General features: G+C 65.6%; 9 protein-coding genes. 5 read left to right on the top strand and 4 right to left on the bottom strand.

What is annotated here, in order from left to right; all coding sequences use genetic code 11:
• Positions 1-326: 326 nt before the first annotated feature.
• Positions 327-2303 carry a hypothetical protein gene (locus tag IPJ87_05585; protein ID MBK7941331.1) on the bottom strand — a complete coding sequence of 659 codons (1977 nt, stop codon included), beginning with the start codon at positions 2301-2303 and terminating at the stop codon, positions 327-329.
• A gap of 125 nt (positions 2304-2428) precedes the next feature.
• Here IPJ87_05585 and IPJ87_05580 point away from each other — a divergent pair, with 125 nt between their 5' ends.
• Positions 2429-5389, top strand: coding sequence for a lamin tail domain-containing protein (locus IPJ87_05580; protein ID MBK7941330.1), 2961 nt, complete (start codon positions 2429-2431; stop codon positions 5387-5389).
• 68 nt (positions 5390-5457) lie between these two features.
• On the opposite strand, the gene IPJ87_05575 is transcribed toward IPJ87_05580, so the two are convergent.
• Positions 5458-7092: a PQQ-dependent sugar dehydrogenase gene (locus IPJ87_05575; GenBank protein MBK7941329.1), complete on the bottom strand. Its 1635-nt coding sequence runs from the start codon at positions 7090-7092 to the stop codon at positions 5458-5460.
• Positions 7093-7217: 125 nt separating this feature from the next.
• On the opposite strand from IPJ87_05575, the gene IPJ87_05570 reads away from it, so the two are divergent.
• Positions 7218-8816 (top strand): peptide chain release factor 3, encoded by a 1599-nt coding sequence (locus IPJ87_05570; protein MBK7941328.1) that lies wholly within the window; start codon positions 7218-7220, stop codon positions 8814-8816.
• A 50-nt stretch (positions 8817-8866) separates the two neighbouring features.
• Here IPJ87_05570 and IPJ87_05565 read toward each other — a convergent pair whose 3' ends face one another.
• Positions 8867-9226 (bottom strand): hypothetical protein, encoded by a 360-nt coding sequence (locus IPJ87_05565; GenBank protein ID MBK7941327.1) that lies wholly within the window; start codon positions 9224-9226, stop codon positions 8867-8869.
• A 166-nt stretch (positions 9227-9392) separates the two neighbouring features.
• Here IPJ87_05565 and IPJ87_05560 point away from each other — a divergent pair, with 166 nt between their 5' ends.
• Entirely contained in the window at positions 9393-10889 is a 1497-nt protein-coding gene (locus IPJ87_05560) for a DUF5106 domain-containing protein (protein ID MBK7941326.1), read from the top strand.
• 176 nt (positions 10890-11065) lie between these two features.
• Here the strand turns inward: IPJ87_05560 and IPJ87_05555 are convergent, their stop codons facing one another.
• A complete protein-coding gene (locus IPJ87_05555) occupies positions 11066-14953 on the bottom strand; it encodes a hypothetical protein (GenBank protein MBK7941325.1) in 3888 nt (1295 codons plus the stop codon).
• A 91-nt stretch (positions 14954-15044) separates the two neighbouring features.
• On the opposite strand from IPJ87_05555, the gene IPJ87_05550 reads away from it, so the two are divergent.
• Both IPJ87_05550 and IPJ87_05545 read left to right on the top strand, forming a co-directional pair.
• Positions 15045-16172, top strand: a complete 1128-nt coding sequence (locus IPJ87_05550; protein ID MBK7941324.1) for an FAD-binding oxidoreductase — start codon at positions 15045-15047, stop codon at positions 16170-16172.
• Positions 16173-16854: 682 nt separating this feature from the next.
• Positions 16855-18729, top strand: coding sequence for an RHS repeat-associated core domain-containing protein (locus tag IPJ87_05545; GenBank protein ID MBK7941323.1), 1875 nt, complete (start codon positions 16855-16857; stop codon positions 18727-18729).
• The last annotated feature ends 499 nt before the right edge of the window (positions 18730-19228 follow it).

Raw genomic sequence — 19228 nt, 5'->3', positions numbered from 1 at the left:
GGGCAGGAACGAAGCAGGGGTCGCCCGTTCGGCGACCCCTGCTCACGCGTCGAAGGGACCTTGATCCCCCGTTCACGCCCTTTTTACCTGCGCTTCACACCACCGCCACCGTTCTTGCGATCGATGTCCCCGGTACTGCTTCGGTCCGCACAAGCGTGGCTGGCCCGCTAATGCTGTCCGGTCCGCACCTCTTACCAGGTCGGCCTTGCGGCCCGCGGCCCGAACACGACCTCGGCGCAAGGCTCCAAGGCGGCGGCAAAGTACCAGGGTCGTAGAATGCGGATCGCCATGGGTTTTCCACGATCCCTCCACGATCGCAGATCGACTTATCGCGCGAGCACGAATCGGATCGCCCTCCGCACCGTTCCGTCGGTCAACACCACCGTGTAAGCGCCCATGGCCAATGACGCCACGCCCAGTTGGGCCTCACCCGGATGGACCGCAACAACTTCCGCCGCTGCCGCCCTTCCGCAAGCGTCCACGACCCGGACCTCAGGGTCGGCATATTGCGACGACCACGATAGCACGAGCACCTCGCCTTCCTTACGCAGCCGAAGGCCCGATCCGCCCCCTTCCCCGTCGGCCACGCTCAGGCATGGGTCCACCACCACGGCCAGCACCGCCTCATCGGCCGGACAAGGTGCCATGGCGGTCACAGTGTAGGTGTACAACCCGACCGGGGACACACCGGGTACAAAGACACCGCTGGTGACCATGTTGTTCGGGTCCGTCCAACTGCCCCCTGGATCCGGAGAGTTCGTCAGCAGGCCGAAGAGCGCGGTGGCGGGGTCGTTCACGCACAAGGTGGCCGTTCCGCCCGTCCCCGCCCACGCACTGTCCGCCACGACAAGCACCATGGCGGCCGTGTCGTTGGGGCATGGCCCCTGGCCATACACCACGTAAGTGAGGTCGTAGGTCGCTGCCGCGACCGGAGTCTCCACAAGAGGTGTCATCCCATCGAAGAACAATCCTGTGAGGTCGCCACCGACCACGAAGGGGAACAGGCTCTGCGCCCCATCGGCATTGCAAACTGCGGCCGTGGCGTCCTGGCCGGCGTTCGCCCCGTCGATGAGCGTGATGCAGAGGTCCGTGTCGTCCGACGGGCAGCCCACGCTACAGGCCACCGTGTAGGTGTAGCAGCCGCCCGGGTCGCTCGCCGAATTGAAGATGCCGCTGAAGGGGTTGCCGTTCGGTCCCGTCCAGGTGCCGCAGTTGTCGGGGGGGCCCGTGAGCTCGTTCAGCAAGGTGTAAAGCCCCGTGTTCTTGCAGATGAAGATGTTGCCTCCGGCTCCGGCGTTGTTGCCGATGGAGATCGTGATGTCCTGGGCGTTCGCTGACCCGATGGTGGCCGGGGTGCTGGCCGTGACCCGGATGCGGTAGCCCGTGCCCGCCGCCGTGCCCACCGGGATCGTGTCCGTGATCGGCATCGGGGTCGTGGAAGCGATGCTCCCGATGGCCACGGGTGCGGCGAAACTTCCTGTGGCATCGCTCAGCTCCGCAGTGAACACATTGCCCGGCCCCCAGGTGCCGGTGGCCGTGTACACCACCTGCACCGTGCTGCCCACGCACACCTGCAAGGGGCTCACCGTCGTGGTGGTGACCGCGTTCGGCTGGGCCCCGGCCGCGGTCACCTGGATGTCGTCGATGCCGAACCCCGGGTCCTGAGCGCCGAACAGCGAGGTGCCGTTCACGAAGCGAAAGCCGAACCGCAGGGTGGCCTGGTTGTCGAAGGCCGGCAGCATGATGCTCTGTTGGGTCCAGGTCGGTTGGTTCCGGTATTGGCCGATGGGCGTGGTGATCAGGTTCCAGCTGCCGCCACCGTTCGTGCTGTAGTACACCTCGCCATAGTTCTGGTTGCCCCCGTTGCACAGCCACCAGAACGAGAGCGTCACGTCGCTCTGTCCCACGGTGCTGATGTCCGCGCTCATCCGGGCGAAGTGGTTGCCGGGGCTGGTGCAGAAGCCGTCGGCGGCGGCGAACGAACAGCAGGTGATGCCATCGGCCACGGCCTCCGTACTGGCCGTGTGGAGATAGCCCCCGTTCGCGGGCTGGATGCCGCCCGGCTGACCGGCCGTGGAGGGGATGGTGAAGGTGATGGTGAAGCCGCTGCAGTCCACATCCCCATTGCCGCCTGCGTACGTGTTGTTGATCAGCCAGGTGTTCGCACCACCGGCCGTGGAACCCACATCCGAGGTGTTCAGAGTGAAGGTGGGCGCCGTTTCAAAGTTCTCCGTGTAGAGGATGGTCTGGCCGTTAGCGATGGCCCCCATCAGGGAGGCAAGGAGGGCAATGGCGATGCGCATGGGTTCGGGAATGGTGCAAAATAGGGGATGGCCCCGATCCGGTGCATCCGCAGGTTTAACAGTTCCCCAGATCCCGGTTAACTTTCCCGTTCGAGCTTTGCGTCCCCATCCCAAAACCCGCACCCATGAGATCCACGACACATACCGCCCGAACGGTGCCGCTTTTTGCGGCGCTCCTCGCGGCCGGCGCGCTTTCCGCGCAGACCGTCTTCATCAACGAGATCCACTACGATGACGCCAGCACCGACAGTGGCGAAGGTGTGGAGATCGCTGGCCCGGCAGGAACCGACCTCACCGGCTGGACCATCATCCCGTACAACGGTTCGGGCGGCGCCAACTACACGCCCATCGGGACCCTCAGCGGGACCATCCCCGATCTGGGCGGCGGCTATGGGGTGGTCTGGACACCCATCGCGGGCCTTCAGAACGGTGCGCCCGACGGCGTGGCCCTGGTGAACGGAAGCAACGTGGTGATCCAGTTCCTCAGTTATGAAGGCAGTTTCACGGCGACCGCTGGCGCGGCCAATGGCCAGACCAGCACGGACATCGGAGTCTCCGAGCCCGGCAACGTGGAAGGGCAATCGCTCCAACTGACCGGTTCAGGAACGGTGTACACCAACTTCACATGGGCCGCGCAGGCCACCGCGACCCCGGGAGCATTCAACAACGGGCAGACCTTCGCCGCCCCGTCGTGCGGGATCTCGATCGGTACGGTGACCGCCACGTGCAACAGCACGAACCCCGGGCCCGGTGATAGCTATGACCTCAGCATCGCTTACACTGGCGTGCAGCTCGGTATCACCGTAGTGAACAACAGCGGTTCGGGCGCCATCGGCGGAGATGACCCTGCCGCCGTGTCGAACGGCACCATCGTGGTGAGCGGCATCAGCGATGCGAACGCTTACTCGGTGACCTTTACGGCGCCCTGCGATGCCATCACCGTGAGCGGTGCCGCTCCGTCGTGCGAACCGCCACTGGACTACACCGTGCTGGTGATCAACGAGGTGGACTACGACCAGGACGGCACGGACGCCCTCGAGTTCATCGAGATCAAGAACACCGGTGCGCTGGCCCTGGACCTCGCTGGTGTGAAGGTGCAGCTGATCAACGGCTCGAACGGACTGCCCTATGCCACCTACACCCTGCCGAGCTTCTCGCTGGCCGCCGGCGACTACTATGTGCTCTGCGGCACCGGAAGCAGCGTGGCCAATTGCGACCTCCAGGTGGGCACGGCCACCAACCTGATCCAGAACGGCGCCCCGGACGGGGTGGCCCTGCTCGATCCCACGAACGTCCTGCTCGATGCCATGACCTATGAAGGCAACATCGCCGGCTACACCGAAGGAAGTGGTGTGGGACTGGACGACAACCCGGCGCTGATCCCCAGCTACGAGCAGCAGGGCCTGTCCCGCTTCCCCGACGGGGTGGACACCGACCAGAACAACGTGGACTTCAGCCTGCGCTGCGTGACCCCGGGTGCCGCCAACGTGGCCACCAACCAGTTCTGCCTCTGCGAACCGCCCACCTTCACCGTGAACCCGGTGTGCGTGGATGACCTCACCTGGGACATCATCGTGAACGTGACCGACATGGGCAGCAGTGCTACGGTGGACATTTTCAACGACCTCAATTTCGACGTGGAGTCGGCCGTTGGCACGGGTCTCTACACGATCGGCACGTTCAACAACTTCGATATCGTGGCCATCACGGTCACGCACGACACCTACGCGCAGTGCGACGTGACCATCGGCAGCATCACCGAGGACTGCACCCCGCCCCCGCCCTGCACGGAGAACGAAATGGAGCTGACGATCGAGACCGACACCTACCCGGGCGAGATCACCTGGGTGATCCAACAGGCCGGTGGAGGCCCCACGGTCTGTTCGGGCGGCCCGTACTTCCAACAGCTCAGCACCGTCACGGAATCCTGCTGCCTGCCTGATGGCTGCTACGAGCTGGTGATGTTCGACAGCTTCGGCGATGGCATCGACCCCCCTGGCGGCTACATCCTGGCCGATGATCTGGGCCAACGTGTGCTTGACAGCGATGGGTCCTACACCACGACCGGCACCGCCAACAATCCCTTCTGCGTGCCCTTGGGCACCGACCGTCCCATCTTCCAATTGTGCGACAAGGAGGACTGGCTGCCCACCGGCGTGATCGTGGCCACCGAGAACCCGGCCGTGAGCGCCGAGTGGACCGTGGGAGACCAGACGGATGACGGCTACCAGTTCTGGTTCTTCGACCCGGATGGCGGGTACAGCCGCCGCATCTTCCGCAGCCACGCTGCCACCGGCGGTTTCGGCCCGGCCAACGCCACGCGCGCGTGCCACCTCAAGCTCAGCAGCATCGTCACCCTGCCGTTGCCCACCAACCGCCTGCTCAACGTCCGCATCCGCAGCCGCGTGAACGGAACGGATGCCGAGTTCGGCCCCGCCTGCCGCTTCCGGATCCCCAGCCCGGCCGTCACCTGCCCCACCACCAAGCTCATCGACAACCCCAACAACGCCAACTTCTCCTGCGGGGTGACGCGTGAGTTCGGCACCTCGGACAAGGTGCATTGCTACCCCGTGGCCGGCGCCTCCCACTACCGCTTCCGTTTTGAGGCGGACGGAGGTGGGTTCGTGCGCCAGATCACCATCACCAGCACCAACCTGGTGCTGAACTGGGCCACCCTGCCCCTGCAGGATGGCGTCACCTACGCTGTCACTGTGCAGGCCAGCCTGGACAATGCAGCCACCTTCTGCCCGGCAGGGGATGTGTGTGAGGTCACCATCGGCGCTCTGATGGAGTTCCGCTCCAGCAGTTCGAGCCTGTCCGCACCGTCCACGTTCGCCGTGTTCCCCAACCCGAATGAGGGCAGTGCCTTCGCGGTGCGCTTCAGCGACCTTGGCGCCACCACCAGCGCGGTCCTTGAGGTGATCGACGGTCAGGGTCGGTTGGTGAGCTCCCGCGGGCTGGCCGTGGTGGCCGGCCGGGTGGACCAGACCATCGCCTTCGAGCAGCAGCTGCCGACCGGTCTCTACCTCGTCCGCCTCACGACCGGCGACCGCGTCCTGACCGAGCGCCTCGTGGTGCGTCGCTGACGGACCTGTGCGGAATGAAGAAGCCCCCTTGGCTGGCCAAGGGGGCTTCTTCGTGGATGGGGTGTCGATCACCGGATGAGCACGGGGCGGCTGGCGCGGGTGCGGCCCTCGGCGTCCATCAGGCGGAGCACGGCGGGCCCCGGCGCGATCCCCCGGACATCGATCCGCATCGTCGCGCGGTCGGCCGGCCAGCCACCGCCCAACAGCTCACGGCCCGTGGCGTCCACCAGCTGCCAGTACTGACCGGCGGCGTCCGGCGTCCACTCCACCATCAGTTCCTCCTCCGCCGGCTGAGGATACACGCGCAGGGCGCCGTCCGCCGTGGCTTCGTCCAGCCCGATGGTCAGCACTTGGATCGTATCGGACCGCAGATCGCAGTTGTTCGCGAAGCCGCCCACCACATAGTAGAGCCCATTGCTCGTCGGGGTCCAGGTCTGGCCCGTGGCCCCGCCGATCGGGTTCCCATCGAGGTGCCACTGGTAGTCGGTCGCCGGGGTGCTGCTGAGCAGGGCCCCGTCGAAGGTGATCGAGGGCGGGTCCATCGGGCAGCGGTCCACGATCTTGCGCACCTCGCCGTTGCTCGTGTTGCCCGCGTACAGTTCGCCGTTGACGTCCTCGGCGATCACCACATAGCCTTGTGTGCCGGTGGCCAGGCCCAGCTCGTCCACCCAACCTCCTTGACCGTCCGGGGTGATCATCCAGAACTCACCGGCGCAGTAGTCCGTGTAGATGTGCCGCCCCGCCAAGCGCGGGTAGGCCGTGCCCCGGTAGACCCGGCCGCCGATGGAGCTGCACCAGGTGCCGCCCGTCCACACGTTCTCGTGCACGCTTACGGGGAACTCGTAGTTCGACATGCCCTGACAGCCGCCCGTGTTGTAAGGTGCATCGCCCTCGTAACAGCGCCAGCCGAAGTTGGGGCCGCTGTGGTCACCCGCCGGCCAGAAGTCGAGCTCCTCCCAGGCGTTCTGCCCCACGTCGCCGATCCACAGGTCGCCGGTGAGCCGATCGAAGCCGAAGCGGTACGGGTTGCGCAGCCCGCTCGCCCAGATCTCCGGCAGGGTATCGTTGTTGAGCCCCGCCCACGGGTTGTCCGGCGGCACGGTCCAGGTCGTATCCGGATCGCTGACATCGATGCGGATGATGTCGCCCAAGGGGTCGCTCAGATCCTGGGAATTGTTCAATGGATCGCCCGCATCGCCGCCATCGCCAAAGGTGACGTACAGCATGCCGTCCGGGCCGAAATCGAGGTCGCCGCCGTTGTGGTTGACGAAGGGCTGCGGCCATTCGTAGAGCACCTGTTCACTGGCCGTATCGGCCGAGTCCGGGTCGCTGCTCACTTGCCACCGGCTGATGCGGCTGATGCCATTGCCCGTACCGGCCGTATAGTGCACATAGAAAAAGCCGTTGCTGCCGTAGTCCGGGTCGAAGGCCAGCCCCAGGAGGCCCTGCTCTCCGTTCTGATCGTTCACCGCAGCGGTGATGTTCAGGAAGGGCTGGGATACCACCGTCATGCTGTCGTCGATGATGGTGATGATCCCCTGCCGGCGAGCGGCGAATAGGCGGTCGTCACCGGCATGGGCCAGGTCGACCACCTGACTGAGGCCGTTGGCCCAGGGGATGAGCTGCAGTTCCACCGGGTTCTGGGCCGCGATGGGCAAGGAGGCCAGCGCCAAGGCACCGACCAGAAGTGAGCGTTGATCCATTCGTTCGCTTTCGGTTTGCCGCCAATGTACTTGTGCATCCCTGCAGGCATTCGGAAGATCCGACGGAACCCCCTTGGGTTCCCATGGAGGTGGCCTTGGGGCCGTGCGTCTACTTTTGCCGCCCCATGGTCCTGCACGAGGAGATCGAACGCCGGCGCACCTTCGCCATCATCAGCCACCCCGACGCCGGGAAGACCACCCTCACCGAGAAGTTCCTCCTGTACGGCGGTGCCATCCAGACGGCCGGTGCGGTGAAGAACAACAAGATCCGCAAGGGGGCCGCGAGCGATTTCATGGACATCGAACGACAGCGCGGCATCAGCGTCAGCACCTCGGTGATGACCTTCCACTACGCCGGCAAGCTGGTGAACCTGCTCGACACGCCCGGCCACAAGGACTTCGCCGAGGACACCTATCGCACCCTCACCGCCGTGGACAGCGTGATCCTGGTGGTGGACTGCGTGAAGGGCGTGGAGGAGCAGACCCGCCGGTTGATGGAGGTGTGCCGCATGCGCAGCACGCCGGTCATGGTCTTCATCAACAAGCTCGACCTGGAGGGCCGCGACCCCTTCGACCTGCTGGACGAACTGGAACGGGAGCTCCGCATCAAGGTGACCCCGCTGAGCTGGCCCATCGGCATCGGCCACACCTTCCAGGGCGTGTACGACCTGTACGATAAGGACCTGCGTCTCTTCGAGGAAGTGAAGACCAAGGTCGAGGGCGCTGCGGTGCACATCGACGACCTGGCCGACCCCCGGCTCGACGCGCAGCTCGGCGAGGATGAGGCCCGGCAGCTCCGACAGGACGTGGAGCTGGTGGAGGGCGTGTACGGTGCGTTGGACCAGGCCGACTACCTGGCCGGTCGACGGGCGCCGGTCTTCTTCGGAAGCGCCTTCAACAACTTCGGGGTGAAGGAGGTGCTGGACACTTTCGTGCGCATCGCCCCGCCGCCCCAGCCGCGCCCCACGGACCAGGGCGAGGTCTCACCGGAGGACAAGGCCTTCAGCGGTTTCGTGTTCAAGATCCACGCGAACCTCGACCCCAACCACCGCGACCGGATCGCCTTCCTGCGGGTGTGCAGCGGGCGCTTCCAGCGGAACACGTATTACCACCATGTGCGCCTGGAGAAACAGCTCCGCTTCGCGACGCCTACCAACTTCCTGGCCGCGCAGAAGACCATTGTGGACGAGGCCTGGCCCGGGGATGTGATCGGCCTCTTCGACACGGGGAGCTTCAAGATCGGCGACACGCTCACCGAGGGTGCCCGGTTCCAGTTCCGCGGCATCCCCGCCTTCTCACCCGAGCTTTTCCGCGAGCTGGTGAACATGGACCCCATGAAAAGCAAGCAACTGGAAAAGGGCATCCGCCAGCTCACCGATGAAGGGGTGGCGCAGCTCTTCGTGCAGCAGCCCGGCAACAAGAAGATCGTGGGCTGTGTCGGCGACCTGCAGTTCGAGGTGATCGCCTATCGACTGGAGCACGAGTACGGTGCCCGCTGCGCCTTCCAGTCCATCCAGGCCCACAAGGCGTGCTGGCTCACGGCCTCCGACCCCGACGCCTTGGACCGCTTCATCCGTGTGAAGGCCCAGCAGGTGGTGCAGGACAAGGACGGCAACCCCGTGTTCATGGCGCCGACGGCCTACATCCTCGACCTGGAGCGGCGCGAGAATCCGGCGATCACCTTCCACACCACGAGCGAGTTCAAGACGGCCGTGGCCTCCTGAAACGAGGAAGGCCGCCCGAAGGCGGCCCTCATTCCGTCGGTCCGGTCAACTCACTTGGCGGCCTCGTGCCACACCTTGAGCTGCTGTTCAGTGAGCACGGCATTGAGACGGGTCTCCACCATCTCGTCCATCACCTTGTACTGGCCGGGCATATCGCCCTCCACCACTTCGGCGGCCTGTCCTTCGAAGCGCTGGCGCAGCGCATCGCGGTAGCGCTCCACTTCCAGGTAGGCATCGAGCACCTGGGTGCGCTGCGCCTCCGACAGGTTCACCGTGCGATGCACCAGCTCGGTGCGCTCCTCGGCCTTGGCCTTCATCTGCGGGGTGTCCACGACCTTCACCTGGCGCTCCTGGGCGGAGGCCAGCACAGCGAACGCGGCGAACGAAAGGGTAAGGATGCTCCTGCGCATGTCCTGGGGATTGTGAGGTTCAAAGATAGGTCACCCCATGGACGCACGGAAGCCCGGAACGTTGCCTTGCCCACGATCCGACGTGGGATCCTTTTCCCCGGCCCGCTGTTTGTTGATCAGGTGTTAACGGCCTGCCCCCGCCTATGGGCCCGGCTAGTTTTGCCCCATGCGCATCCGCTTCTCCCTGCTGCTGGCCACCCTGCCACTCACCGGCCTGGTGGCCCAGGAACAACGGCGTCTCGAGTTCCGCATCACCGGCACCGAGAAGGATACGGTCTACCTGGCCAACTACTACGGCAACAAGCTGTTCTACGCCGATACCGCCGTGGCAGACGCCAAGGGCGAGGTCGTCTTCGACCGGCCCCAGGGCTACAAGGCCGGGGTGTACGCTGTGGTGGTGAAGGGCCCCAAGTACTTCGAGCTCATCGTCAACGAGCCCTTGGTGCGCATGCGCACGTCCGCGGCCGACCTGATGGGCGCCATGATGGTGGAGAAGAGCCAGGAGAACAACCTCTTCTTCGGCTACATCCGCTTCCTGAACGAGCGGAAGACCCAGGGCGACAGCCTGCGCACCCTGTTGAACGACGCCACCGACCCGCTCCGCCGCAGCGTGCTGAAAGGGCGCCTGGAGGAACTGGACAAGGAGGTGCGCGCCTACCAGACCGACCTGGTCGCCAAAGCCCCCGGCTCCCTCGTGGCCGCCATCGTGCGCATGAGCATGCCCGTCGACCTGGAGAAACCCAAGCTGCCCGACGGCCGGGTGGACAGCATCGCCGCCTACTACCAGTACCGGGCCCATTACTGGGACCATGTGGACCTTAAGGACCCGCGCATCATCCACACCCCGGTGTTCCAGAACAAATTCGACGAGTACATCGGCGCGGTGGTGCCCCAGATCCCGGACACCATCATCAAGCTGGCCGACGACCTCATCGGCCGGCTCGGACCCAGCGAGGACCTGTTCCGCTTCGTGGTGCATGGCATCACCTACAAGTACGAGACCAGCGACATCATGGGCATGGACGCCGTGTTCGTGCACATGGCGCTGACCTATTACTGCCCCAAGGCCGGCGGCAACAGCAAGGCCTTCTGGATGAGCGAGGAGAAGCTCAAGAAGCTGTGTGAGCGCGCCCAGAAGCAGGCCCCCCTGGTGATCGGTGCCAAGGCCACCGAGCTCATCCTGCCCGACACCACCGAGCAGGTATGGAAGAGCCTGCACAAGCTGCCGAACGACTACGTGCTGCTGGTGTTCTGGGACCCCCACTGCGGCCACTGCAAGAAGGAGCTCCCCGCCCTGTACACCAGCTATCGCGACACGCTTCGCCCCATGGGCATCGAGGTCTTCAGCGTCGCCAAGGCCACCGACAAGAAGCTCTTCGACGACTGGAAGGCCTTCATCCGCGAGCACAAGATGGACTGGGTGAACGTGGGCCTCACCTACACCGTGTATGAAGAGGCCAAGAAGGACCCGTACAAGTACATCCCCAAGCTCACCACCATCCAGAGCCTCAACTACGCGGACAGCTACGACGTGTACGCCACCCCCAAGTACTTCCTCATCGGTCCGGACCGGAAGATCGTGGGCAAGCAGCTCAACCCCACCCAGGTGGCCGATCTGGTGAAGCGCCTCCGCGAACGGGACAAGGCGGGGGCGAAGCCATAGGAGGTTCTCCAGGATCGCTGGGAAGCGGAATGCTCATCTGCCCATTTGCCCATGTGGGCATGTGAACATGTGCGCTGGGTGCGGCGTCGCCGGCATCCTATCGCTTCCTCCGGCTTTCAGCGCTCCACGGTGATCCACGGTCGTGCGTGGAAGCGTGAACCGCCCCGACCGGCGGCTCAGTCGCGCTCGGTCTCGTTGGCCCAGATCATCTCGGTGATGCTCTGGCCGTTCTTGAAGTAGAAGGTGCCCCACTTGGCGATCACCTTGCTGTACTCGTCCGCCTTGTTGCCGTTCACCACCACACGGCGGATGATCACCTTATTGCCTTCGGTATAGCTCTCCTCGGTGACACCCGGTGGGTAGTCGGTGGCCAGTTTGCTGCGATTGTAGTCGGCGAAATCCTTGGGCTGGTTGAGCGGTGTACGCGCCAACTGTTCCTGGGCGGCGAGGCGCTGGTCGGTGGCCCGTTGGCTGAGCTGCTGGCCCACCCGCGCCTGCACATCCTTGGTGTCCTGCACCTGGTCCCGCTGGCCGCGGGCCAGTTCGGCGCCGCGCTCCTGCAAAGCCACCTGCCGGTCCATCTGGGCCACCACCTGATCGCGCGCCTGTTGGTTGCGGTCCAGGCCCATGCGGGCGTTCTGCTCCTGCTTGGCCTGCCATTGCTCGACCGCCGTGCGCTGGGCCGCCACCTGTCCGGCGTGGGCCTCATCCCGAAGACGGGCCGCCTCGGCCTGCTGTTCACGCGTGGCGTCCACCGTGCCCTGGGCACCGCCCCGGGACTGCGCCGACCGCTCCTGCCGGGCTCGCTCGGCCTCGGCCAAGGACTCCTGATACGCCCTCATCTGCTCCGCGTAGGCCTTGCGCTGTTCCTCGCTGCCTTGGTACAACTGCTGGTCGTTCTCCTCGATGCGCTGCTTGTAGGTGACCCCGTCCTGCCGTCTGGTGTAGGCCTCGTTCTGGTAGGCCAGTTCCTCATCCGTTAAGTCCCGGCGCAGCTTCTTGATCCGCTCGTACTTCTCGGCCTCTTCGCGGAGGCGGGCCTCGCGCATGAACTCCTCGGCCTCCTGCTCCTTGCGCATGTCGATGGTGGTGCTGCTGCGCTTGGGCGGCGGAGGCGGCTCCTCCTTCACCACGGGTCGAGCGGCGAGCTCGGCCTCGCGGCGGCGGCGCGCCTCCTCCTCGGCCACCAGCCGGTCGATCTCGGCGATGCGGTCGCTGGGATAGGTCTCGGAGGGCTTGATGTCCAGGGCCTGGGCATAGAGGCCCCGTGCCTCAGCCCAGCTCTTCGCCCCGAAGGCCAGGTCGGCTTCCGTGATCGCCTTGCGGTAGCGCTCCTCCAGTAGGCGGGCGGCCTCGCCTTTCATGCGTTCGGCGTCGGCGGCCAGGCGGGCGGCCTCGGCGGCCTCGGCCTCGCGGCGGCGGCGCTCCTCTTCCGCGCGGCGTTGCTCCTCGGCCAGCCGTTCGGCCTCGCTCAGGGCGGCGGCGCGCTTGGCCAGCTCGCTCTCGATCAGGGCCAGACGGTCCTTCGGATATTGCTCCTCCGGCTTCACCGTCAAGGCCTCGGTGTACTTGGTACGGGCCCGGTCGAACTGCTCCCCGTCGAAGGCCAGGTCGGCCGCAGCGATGAGCTCTCGGTATTGCCGCTCCAGCGCCTCCGCCCCCGCTTTGCGACGGGCCTCCTCGGCGGCGGCGGCATCCGCAGCGGCCTTGTCGCGGGCGGCCTTCTCGGCAGCGGCACGGGCGGCCTCGTCCTTCGCCGCCAGGTCGGCCAGAATGCGGTCGATCTCCGCCAGCTTGTCCTTGGGGTATCGCTCGTCAGGCTTCACGCCCAGCGCGTCGGTGTAGGCCGTGCGGGCGTCGTCGTACTTGCTCAGGCTGAAGGCCTTGTCCGCTTTGGCTACGAAGCCCTGGTAGCGCGCGTCGAGGTCAGCCTTCTCCCGAGCCAGCCGCTCCTGCTCAGCCTTCTCGCGTGCCGCGGCATCTAGCTTCTGCTCGATCTCGGCGATGCGCGCCTTGGGATGACCTTCGGTCGGCTTCAGCGTCAGCGCGTCCTTGTAATCGTTCAACGCAGCGGCCCATTGCTCTGCGGCGAAGGCCTTGTCCGCCTTGCTGATCAGTTCCGCGTAGCGGGCCTCCAGTTCCTGCCGCCTGCGCTCCTCCTCGGCCTTGCGGGCCAGCTCGGCCAGGATGCCGTCGATCTCGGCGATCTTCTCCTTGGGGTAGCGCTCCTCGGGCTTCAGGTTGGCCGCCTCGATGAACTTGGCCTTGGCCTGGTCATATTCCTTCTTGCCGAACAGCGCATCGGCCAGCGCCACCACATCGTTATAGCGGGCCTCCAGTTCCTTGCGCTTGCGCTCCTCCTCGGCCTTCGCGGCCAGCTCGGCGATGCGCTTGTCGATGGCCACCAGCTGGTCCTTAGGGTACTTCTCGGACGGCTTCAGGGTGAGCGCCTCGGTGTACTTCGCCTTCGCCTCGTCGAAGCCGTCCTTCTGGAAGGCCGCGTCGGCCGCGGCGATGGCGGCCTGGTACTTCTCGTTCAGCTCGCGCTGCTTGCGTTCCTCCTCCGCCTTGGCGGCCAGCTCGGCGAGCTTCTTGTCGATGGCTGCCAGCTGGTCCTTCGGGTATTTCTCGGCAGGCTTCAAGCCGAGAGCCTCATTGTACTTGCCCCTGGCACCTTCGAAATCCGCACCCTTGAAGGCGGCATCGCCGGCGGCGACCGCTGCATCGTACTTGGCCTGTAGTTCCTTGGCGAGCCGCTCCTCCTCCGCCTTCTTGGCCAGCTCGGCCAGCTTGGCCTCGATGGCGGCCAGCTGATCCTTGGGGTACTTCTCCTCCGGCTTCAGCGTGGACGCTTCGGTGTACTTGCCCTTGGCCTGGTCGTAGTTGGCCGCCTTGAAGGCCGCATCGGCCGCAGCGATGAGGGCCGTGTACTGGGCCTCCAACTCCTTGCGCTTGCGCTCCTCCTCCTCCTTCTTGGCCAGCTCGGCCAGCTTGGCATCGATGGCCAGCAGCTGGTCCTTGGGGTACTTCTCCTCGGGCTTCAGGCCAGCAGCCTCGGTGTAGGGGGCCTTGGCCTGCTCGAACTTGCCGCCCTTGAAAGCCTCGTCGCCCGCCTTGATGGCCGCGTCGTACTTGGCCTGAAGCTCCTTCGCCTTGCGCTCCTCCTCGGCCTTCTTGGCCAGATCGGCCAGCAGGGTGTCGATCTCCTTCAGCTTCTGCTTCGGGTAGGCCTCCTGGTCCTTCACGTCCAGGGCCGCGTTGTACTTCACCTTGGCGCCCTCGTAGTCCTTCTTGCCGAACAGCGCATCGGCCTCCTTGATCAGCGCCGCGTACTGCTCGTCCCGCTTCTTCTGGCCCTCCAGCTCATCGAGCTTCATCTTCGCGTCGCTCAGCTTGGCCGTGGCCACGGGGTCGCCCGCCTTCAGGGCCAGCGCCCCGGTGAACGATTCCACCGCCTTCTTGTAATCGGCCGCGCCCATGGCCGCCTCGCCCTGCTGCATCAGCCTGGCGAACTCGGCGTCGGCCCCGGCCTCGCGGCGCTTCTTGTCCTCGTACTCCTTCATCAACCGCGCGATCTCGCTGCGGATCTGCTCGGTGTATTGCAGGTCCCAGGTGACCTCGCTGCTGGTGGGGTCGAACTTGGCCTTGCCGATCGGCTGGTTCAGCACGCTGAAGTCGATGCCGGGCAGCTCCTGGAACAGCGTCATCTCGATGTTCATCCCGTGGCCGCCCACCCGCTCCTCCTCGGGGATGTTCCGCGTGTCGATGGTGATGTTCTTGCTGACGATGCCCTGCTTGGAGTACACGATCTTGTAGTCCGCCCCGTAGTCCAGGTTGAACTCGTACTTGCCGCTGGCGTTGGTGGTGGTCTCGGTGAGCTTCGCGCCGTTCTTGTACACGCTCACGATCACCCCGTCCATCTTCTTGACACTGGTGTAGTCCTTCACCGTGCCGTACACGTACACGTTGTCCACCTGGGCGCGGGCGGCGCCGACCATCAGCACCAACGCGCAGACCAGGCCGAGCAGCCTACCTTGCCAACGGGTTCCGAAAGGGATTCGCATGCGCTGCGGATGTCCTGAACGACCCCGCAAAGTACGACATCCCGGTGGCTGCGGTGCGCCGCCACCGCCGCGTCCCCATCCACATCCCGCCGTGCACAGCATCTGGGAACAGCGCAGCTTCGGGGCTCCGGTCCACCTGGCCGTGGTGGGCGCCGGCCTCGTGGGCCTGTGGGCCGCCGTGCACGCCCGCCGCCGCTGGCCCCACCGCCGCGTGCTGGTGGTGGAGCGCGGCCCCCACCCCGCCGGCGCCAGCGTGCGCAACGCCGGCTTCGCCTGCTTCGGCAGCCCCAGCGAACTGCTGGCCGACCTGGCCGCCGAAGGGGAACAGGCCGCGCTGGCGCGCGTGGCCGAACGCTGGCAGGGGCTGCTGGAGCTGCGGCGCGAGCTGGGGGATGCCGTCATCGGGTTCGAGGCCACCGGCGGCCACGAGGTGTACGCGGCGGACGACCCGCTGTACACCCGGGTGGCCGAGGAGTTCGATCGCCTCAACCGGCTGCTGGCCCCCATCACCGGGCCCGCGCCCTTCCACTGGCTCGCCGACGGCGCCGACCGCTTCGGCCTGGCTCCCGGCACCCGCGTGGCCCGCACCGACCTCGAAGGGCCCGTGGACAGCGGTCGCCTGATGCAGGCCCTGCTGCACCTGGCCCGCGAACATGGCGTGGAGTTCCGCTGGGACCACCCCGTGCAGCGCCTGGAGCCCGGCCCGGCCGGGGTGGACCTGGTGCCCACCCAGGGACCCGCGCTGCACGCCCGCCAGGTGCTGGTGGCCACCAACGGCTACGCGCGCCAGCTGCTGCCCCAGGCCGATGTGGTGCCCGCCCGCGGGCAGGTGCTGCTCACCGCCCCCGTGCCCGGCCTGCGGCTGCGGGGCACCTTCCACGCCCACGAAGGCTACTACTACTTCCGCGACCTGGACGGGGCGGTGCTGCTGGGCGGCGCCCGCCACCTGGACAAGACCGGAGAGACCACCTGGGCCGACGGCACCAGCCCCCTGCTGCAGGCCGCCTTGGAGGACTTCCTCCACCGGCAGATCGTGCCCGGCCGGCGCGTGGCCATCGCCCACCGGTGGAGCGGCATCATGGGCTTCTGCGGCCAGGGCAAGACCCCGCTGGTGCGACACATGGCGCCCGGCGTGGTGGCCGCCGTCGGCCTCAGCGGCATGGGCGTGGCCATCGGCATCCGCGTGGCCCGGCAGGCGGTGGAGCTGCTGGAGGTGTGACCTGGGACGGCTCCACTGCCACCCCGCAGCCCCTGGAGCACCCCCGCAAGGCCGAGGCCCTGCACCTGGGGCTGGCCAGCGGACATACCGTGCAGGGCAACTTCCTCGGCCTCACCTCCATCACCAACATCCGCCCGCGCCACAGCGACCCCGACGACCCGGCCGACTTCAGCATCAACGAAGTGAACGGCGGCCAACCCCTCTGGTTCGCTGACCAGTGTGAGAACACCTACCGTGCCGAGGACCGCCAGGGCAACACCCTCTTCAGCGTCGTGAGCGTGAAGCTCATGCAACCCCTGCCGCAGATCACCAGCACCCAGATCTTCGACCGCAACGGGGTGCCTATGTACAGCCACGGCCAGCTGGTGGCCGGCCTGTGGAACGGCGCCAGCATCAGCGCCCAGGTGCCCGGCGAGCCCCACCTGCACTACCTGTTCACCATCGCCGCCGACGGCAAGCCAGATGGGTGGTTCGAAGGACCTCGCTCCGGCGGCGCGATCCATGGCGACCGCGCCGTGTGGGTGCTCGCCCTCATTCGCCCATCCTTCGTTCCCGCTCAGCCGGATACTTCGGTCCAGTATCCTTGCTTCGCCGCGCCTTGCCTGGGCGAACGAGCGCTTCGCGCGCCATCCGTTCGAGGTCCTTCGAGCCACCCTACGCACACCTCATCGACCTCTCGCAAATGGGCCATGGCAGCGTGGGCGAGGTGGTGGCCGGCCAGGCCAACCTGCCGCTGTACACCACCGGCACCCTGGGCACCGCCCAGCGCGGCCTGGCCGTGGTGGACGACCGCAGCGGCTACGGGCCCACCACCCTCTTTCTGCTGGACCACCAGGGCGGACAGCTGCACCTGCGCGCCCTGTCGGTGGCCGACCTGCATGCCGACCCCGGCACCCCCACCTGGCACACCCTGGAGAGCGTGCCCGCCACCTCCGCCAGCACCGCCGGCCGCCTGATGCCCGACCCCGACGGCCGCCGCCTGGCCTACGTGCGCGCCCACGGCCCCAACACCGGCCTGCTGCAGTGGAACAACGCCGAGCTGCGCGTGCTGCACCTGGCGCCCGACCGCCTGAGCCTCACCGGCACCCCCATCACCTGGACCACGACCAACGGCCGGGTGACCGGCTTGGATTTCAGCCCCGCCGGCGACTACCTTTACTACACCGTCAGCGGCCTGATGTACCCCGGCACCCAACGCCTCTACCGCAAGCCCCTCTCCGGCGGGGCGCCGGCCTCCGTGCTCAACGGCGTCACCGATGTGCGGCGCAACGCCCAGCTGGGCGGCGCCCACATGCTGGGCACCACCGCCACGGGGCTGGTGCGCATCGCCCAGCCGGACGATGCCAGCCCCGGCACCAGCACCTACCCGCTCTCCGGCCTGCGCCAGGCCCTGGCCCTGCAGCCGGTGATCATCGGCCCCGACCGCAGCACCAGCACCCGCCAGCTGGGGCGCCGCCGCTACGAGCTCACCGACCACCTGGGCAACGTGCGCGTGGTGCTCGGCGACCGCAAGCTCAGCGACTTCCATCCTCAGAACACCCCCATCCCAACCCACTTCAGTGCGGAGGTGATGGCGTATGCGGACTATGACCCATTCGGGTCCCTGCTGCCCGGGCGCAATTACAGCGCGGCGAATTACCGTTGGGGCTTCAACGGGGCCGAGAAAGACGATGAGGTCCACAACGCGACCGGCACGAGCTATGACTTCGGGGCGAGGATGTACGATCCGAGAGTTGGAAGGTGGTTGAGCTTGGACCCGCTATCAGCCAAGTACCCGAATCTTAGTCCCTACGCGTACGTCGAGAACAGTCCAATCTACCTGCGTGATGCTGATGGTAAGGAAGGTGTGGTCTCTATCAAGGGCAATACGATCACTGTAACTTCTCACATCTACATCAACGGACACGGAGCAACAGCCGCCAAAGCCAAGAGCATGCAGCGGCAAATAATGGGCTACTGGGGCAAGAAGCAGGTATACAAGGATCCGGCGACAGGCCAGACGTACAATGTGAAGTTCGATATCCAGGTGCATAGGGTCGAGCCTGACCGACCTGGCCAACCGCCTCAAGAATTCAAAGAGGGTTGGAACATCATTACACTGGTCGACCCGGCTACTCGTCCAGATCGCAAAATGGAGGATGGGCACTTCCGTTCATACGTGGATGGTGAGTCGATGCGAACCGGCGAGTGGGATGCAACAGCCGATGGCGAGACGTATGCGCACGAGACGGCCCACCTGTTGAAGCTTGATGATCGCTACGTTGACTATACCTATGAAGACTTCCCTGGCGTACCTGTGCGCGATCGCAGTCTCATTGGTAAGATCTTCAGTGGTACCGCCGACAACACGGAGCGCGGCAGCTTGGTCGGAGCGGGTAGTGGCCCAAGGTCGGTTGTTCAACAAATGGTGAACGCGATTGGCGCGTATGTCATGTCCACCCAGAAGGATGGTAAGGCCACTCTTTCGGCTCCGGCGAACCTGGGTAGTCCAGCACCCAATGAGGTTGGTCGCTACGATAACCCACCACTGAAAATTGTTCCGCACACGGCACACTAGTGAGGTGTTAGCCAACATTGTTGTTGGCCTCTGCCTTGGTTGCAGCGTGACAGCCTGTAGTCAGGGGGAGCCACCACGATCGAATACCAGTGAATCCCAGCGTGCTTTTGTCCACCAGGACTCAGTCTTGTCCGGGTTTTCAGGCATAGCACCTTATCCTGCAAGTAGCGCGGCCATCAAGGTTACCAATCTGTCGGGGTTCTCTCAGTCTCTTTGTTCACTGTCGGTGACCAACCTTTCTCTGGACCTCTGTGATACCAGCCGCAATGTGCCTGTGCCTGAGTGTTCCAATGACTCGATCAGACATCTCTTAATCCAAGCTTGTTCGGCACACGAGATTCAGCCTTTGCTTAGCGCACTTCCCAACCTTCAGAGTTTGGATCTCTACATGCCGCACTATTCGACCGATATGAGTCCGGTCACAGTCCCTGACCTGATACTTCACGGTTCCTACAGATCACTCCCAGCTTTCCTACAAGCGTCTCGAATTGATGAGCTA

This window comes from Flavobacteriales bacterium (assembly GCA_016713875.1).
Lineage (GTDB): Bacteria > Bacteroidota > Bacteroidia > Flavobacteriales_F > PHOS-HE28 > PHOS-HE28.
This window is presented reverse-complemented; position numbering and strand designations above follow the sequence as displayed.

Coding starts and splice junctions, on each gene's coding strand:
- IPJ87_05565 (MBK7941327.1), bottom strand. CDS start 9,226: ATGCGCAGGAGCATCCTTACCCTTTCGTTCGCCGCGTTCGCTGTGCTG.
- IPJ87_05555 (MBK7941325.1), bottom strand. CDS start 14,953: ATGCGAATCCCTTTCGGAACCCGTTGGCAAGGTAGGCTGCTCGGCCTG.
- IPJ87_05570 (MBK7941328.1), top strand. CDS start 7,218: ATGGTCCTGCACGAGGAGATCGAACGCCGGCGCACCTTCGCCATCATC.
- IPJ87_05585 (MBK7941331.1), bottom strand. CDS start 2,303: ATGCGCATCGCCATTGCCCTCCTTGCCTCCCTGATGGGGGCCATCGCT.
- IPJ87_05580 (MBK7941330.1), top strand. CDS start 2,429: ATGAGATCCACGACACATACCGCCCGAACGGTGCCGCTTTTTGCGGCG.
- IPJ87_05560 (MBK7941326.1), top strand. CDS start 9,393: ATGCGCATCCGCTTCTCCCTGCTGCTGGCCACCCTGCCACTCACCGGC.
- IPJ87_05575 (MBK7941329.1), bottom strand. CDS start 7,092: ATGGATCAACGCTCACTTCTGGTCGGTGCCTTGGCGCTGGCCTCCTTG.
- IPJ87_05545 (MBK7941323.1), top strand. CDS start 16,855: ATGGGCCATGGCAGCGTGGGCGAGGTGGTGGCCGGCCAGGCCAACCTG.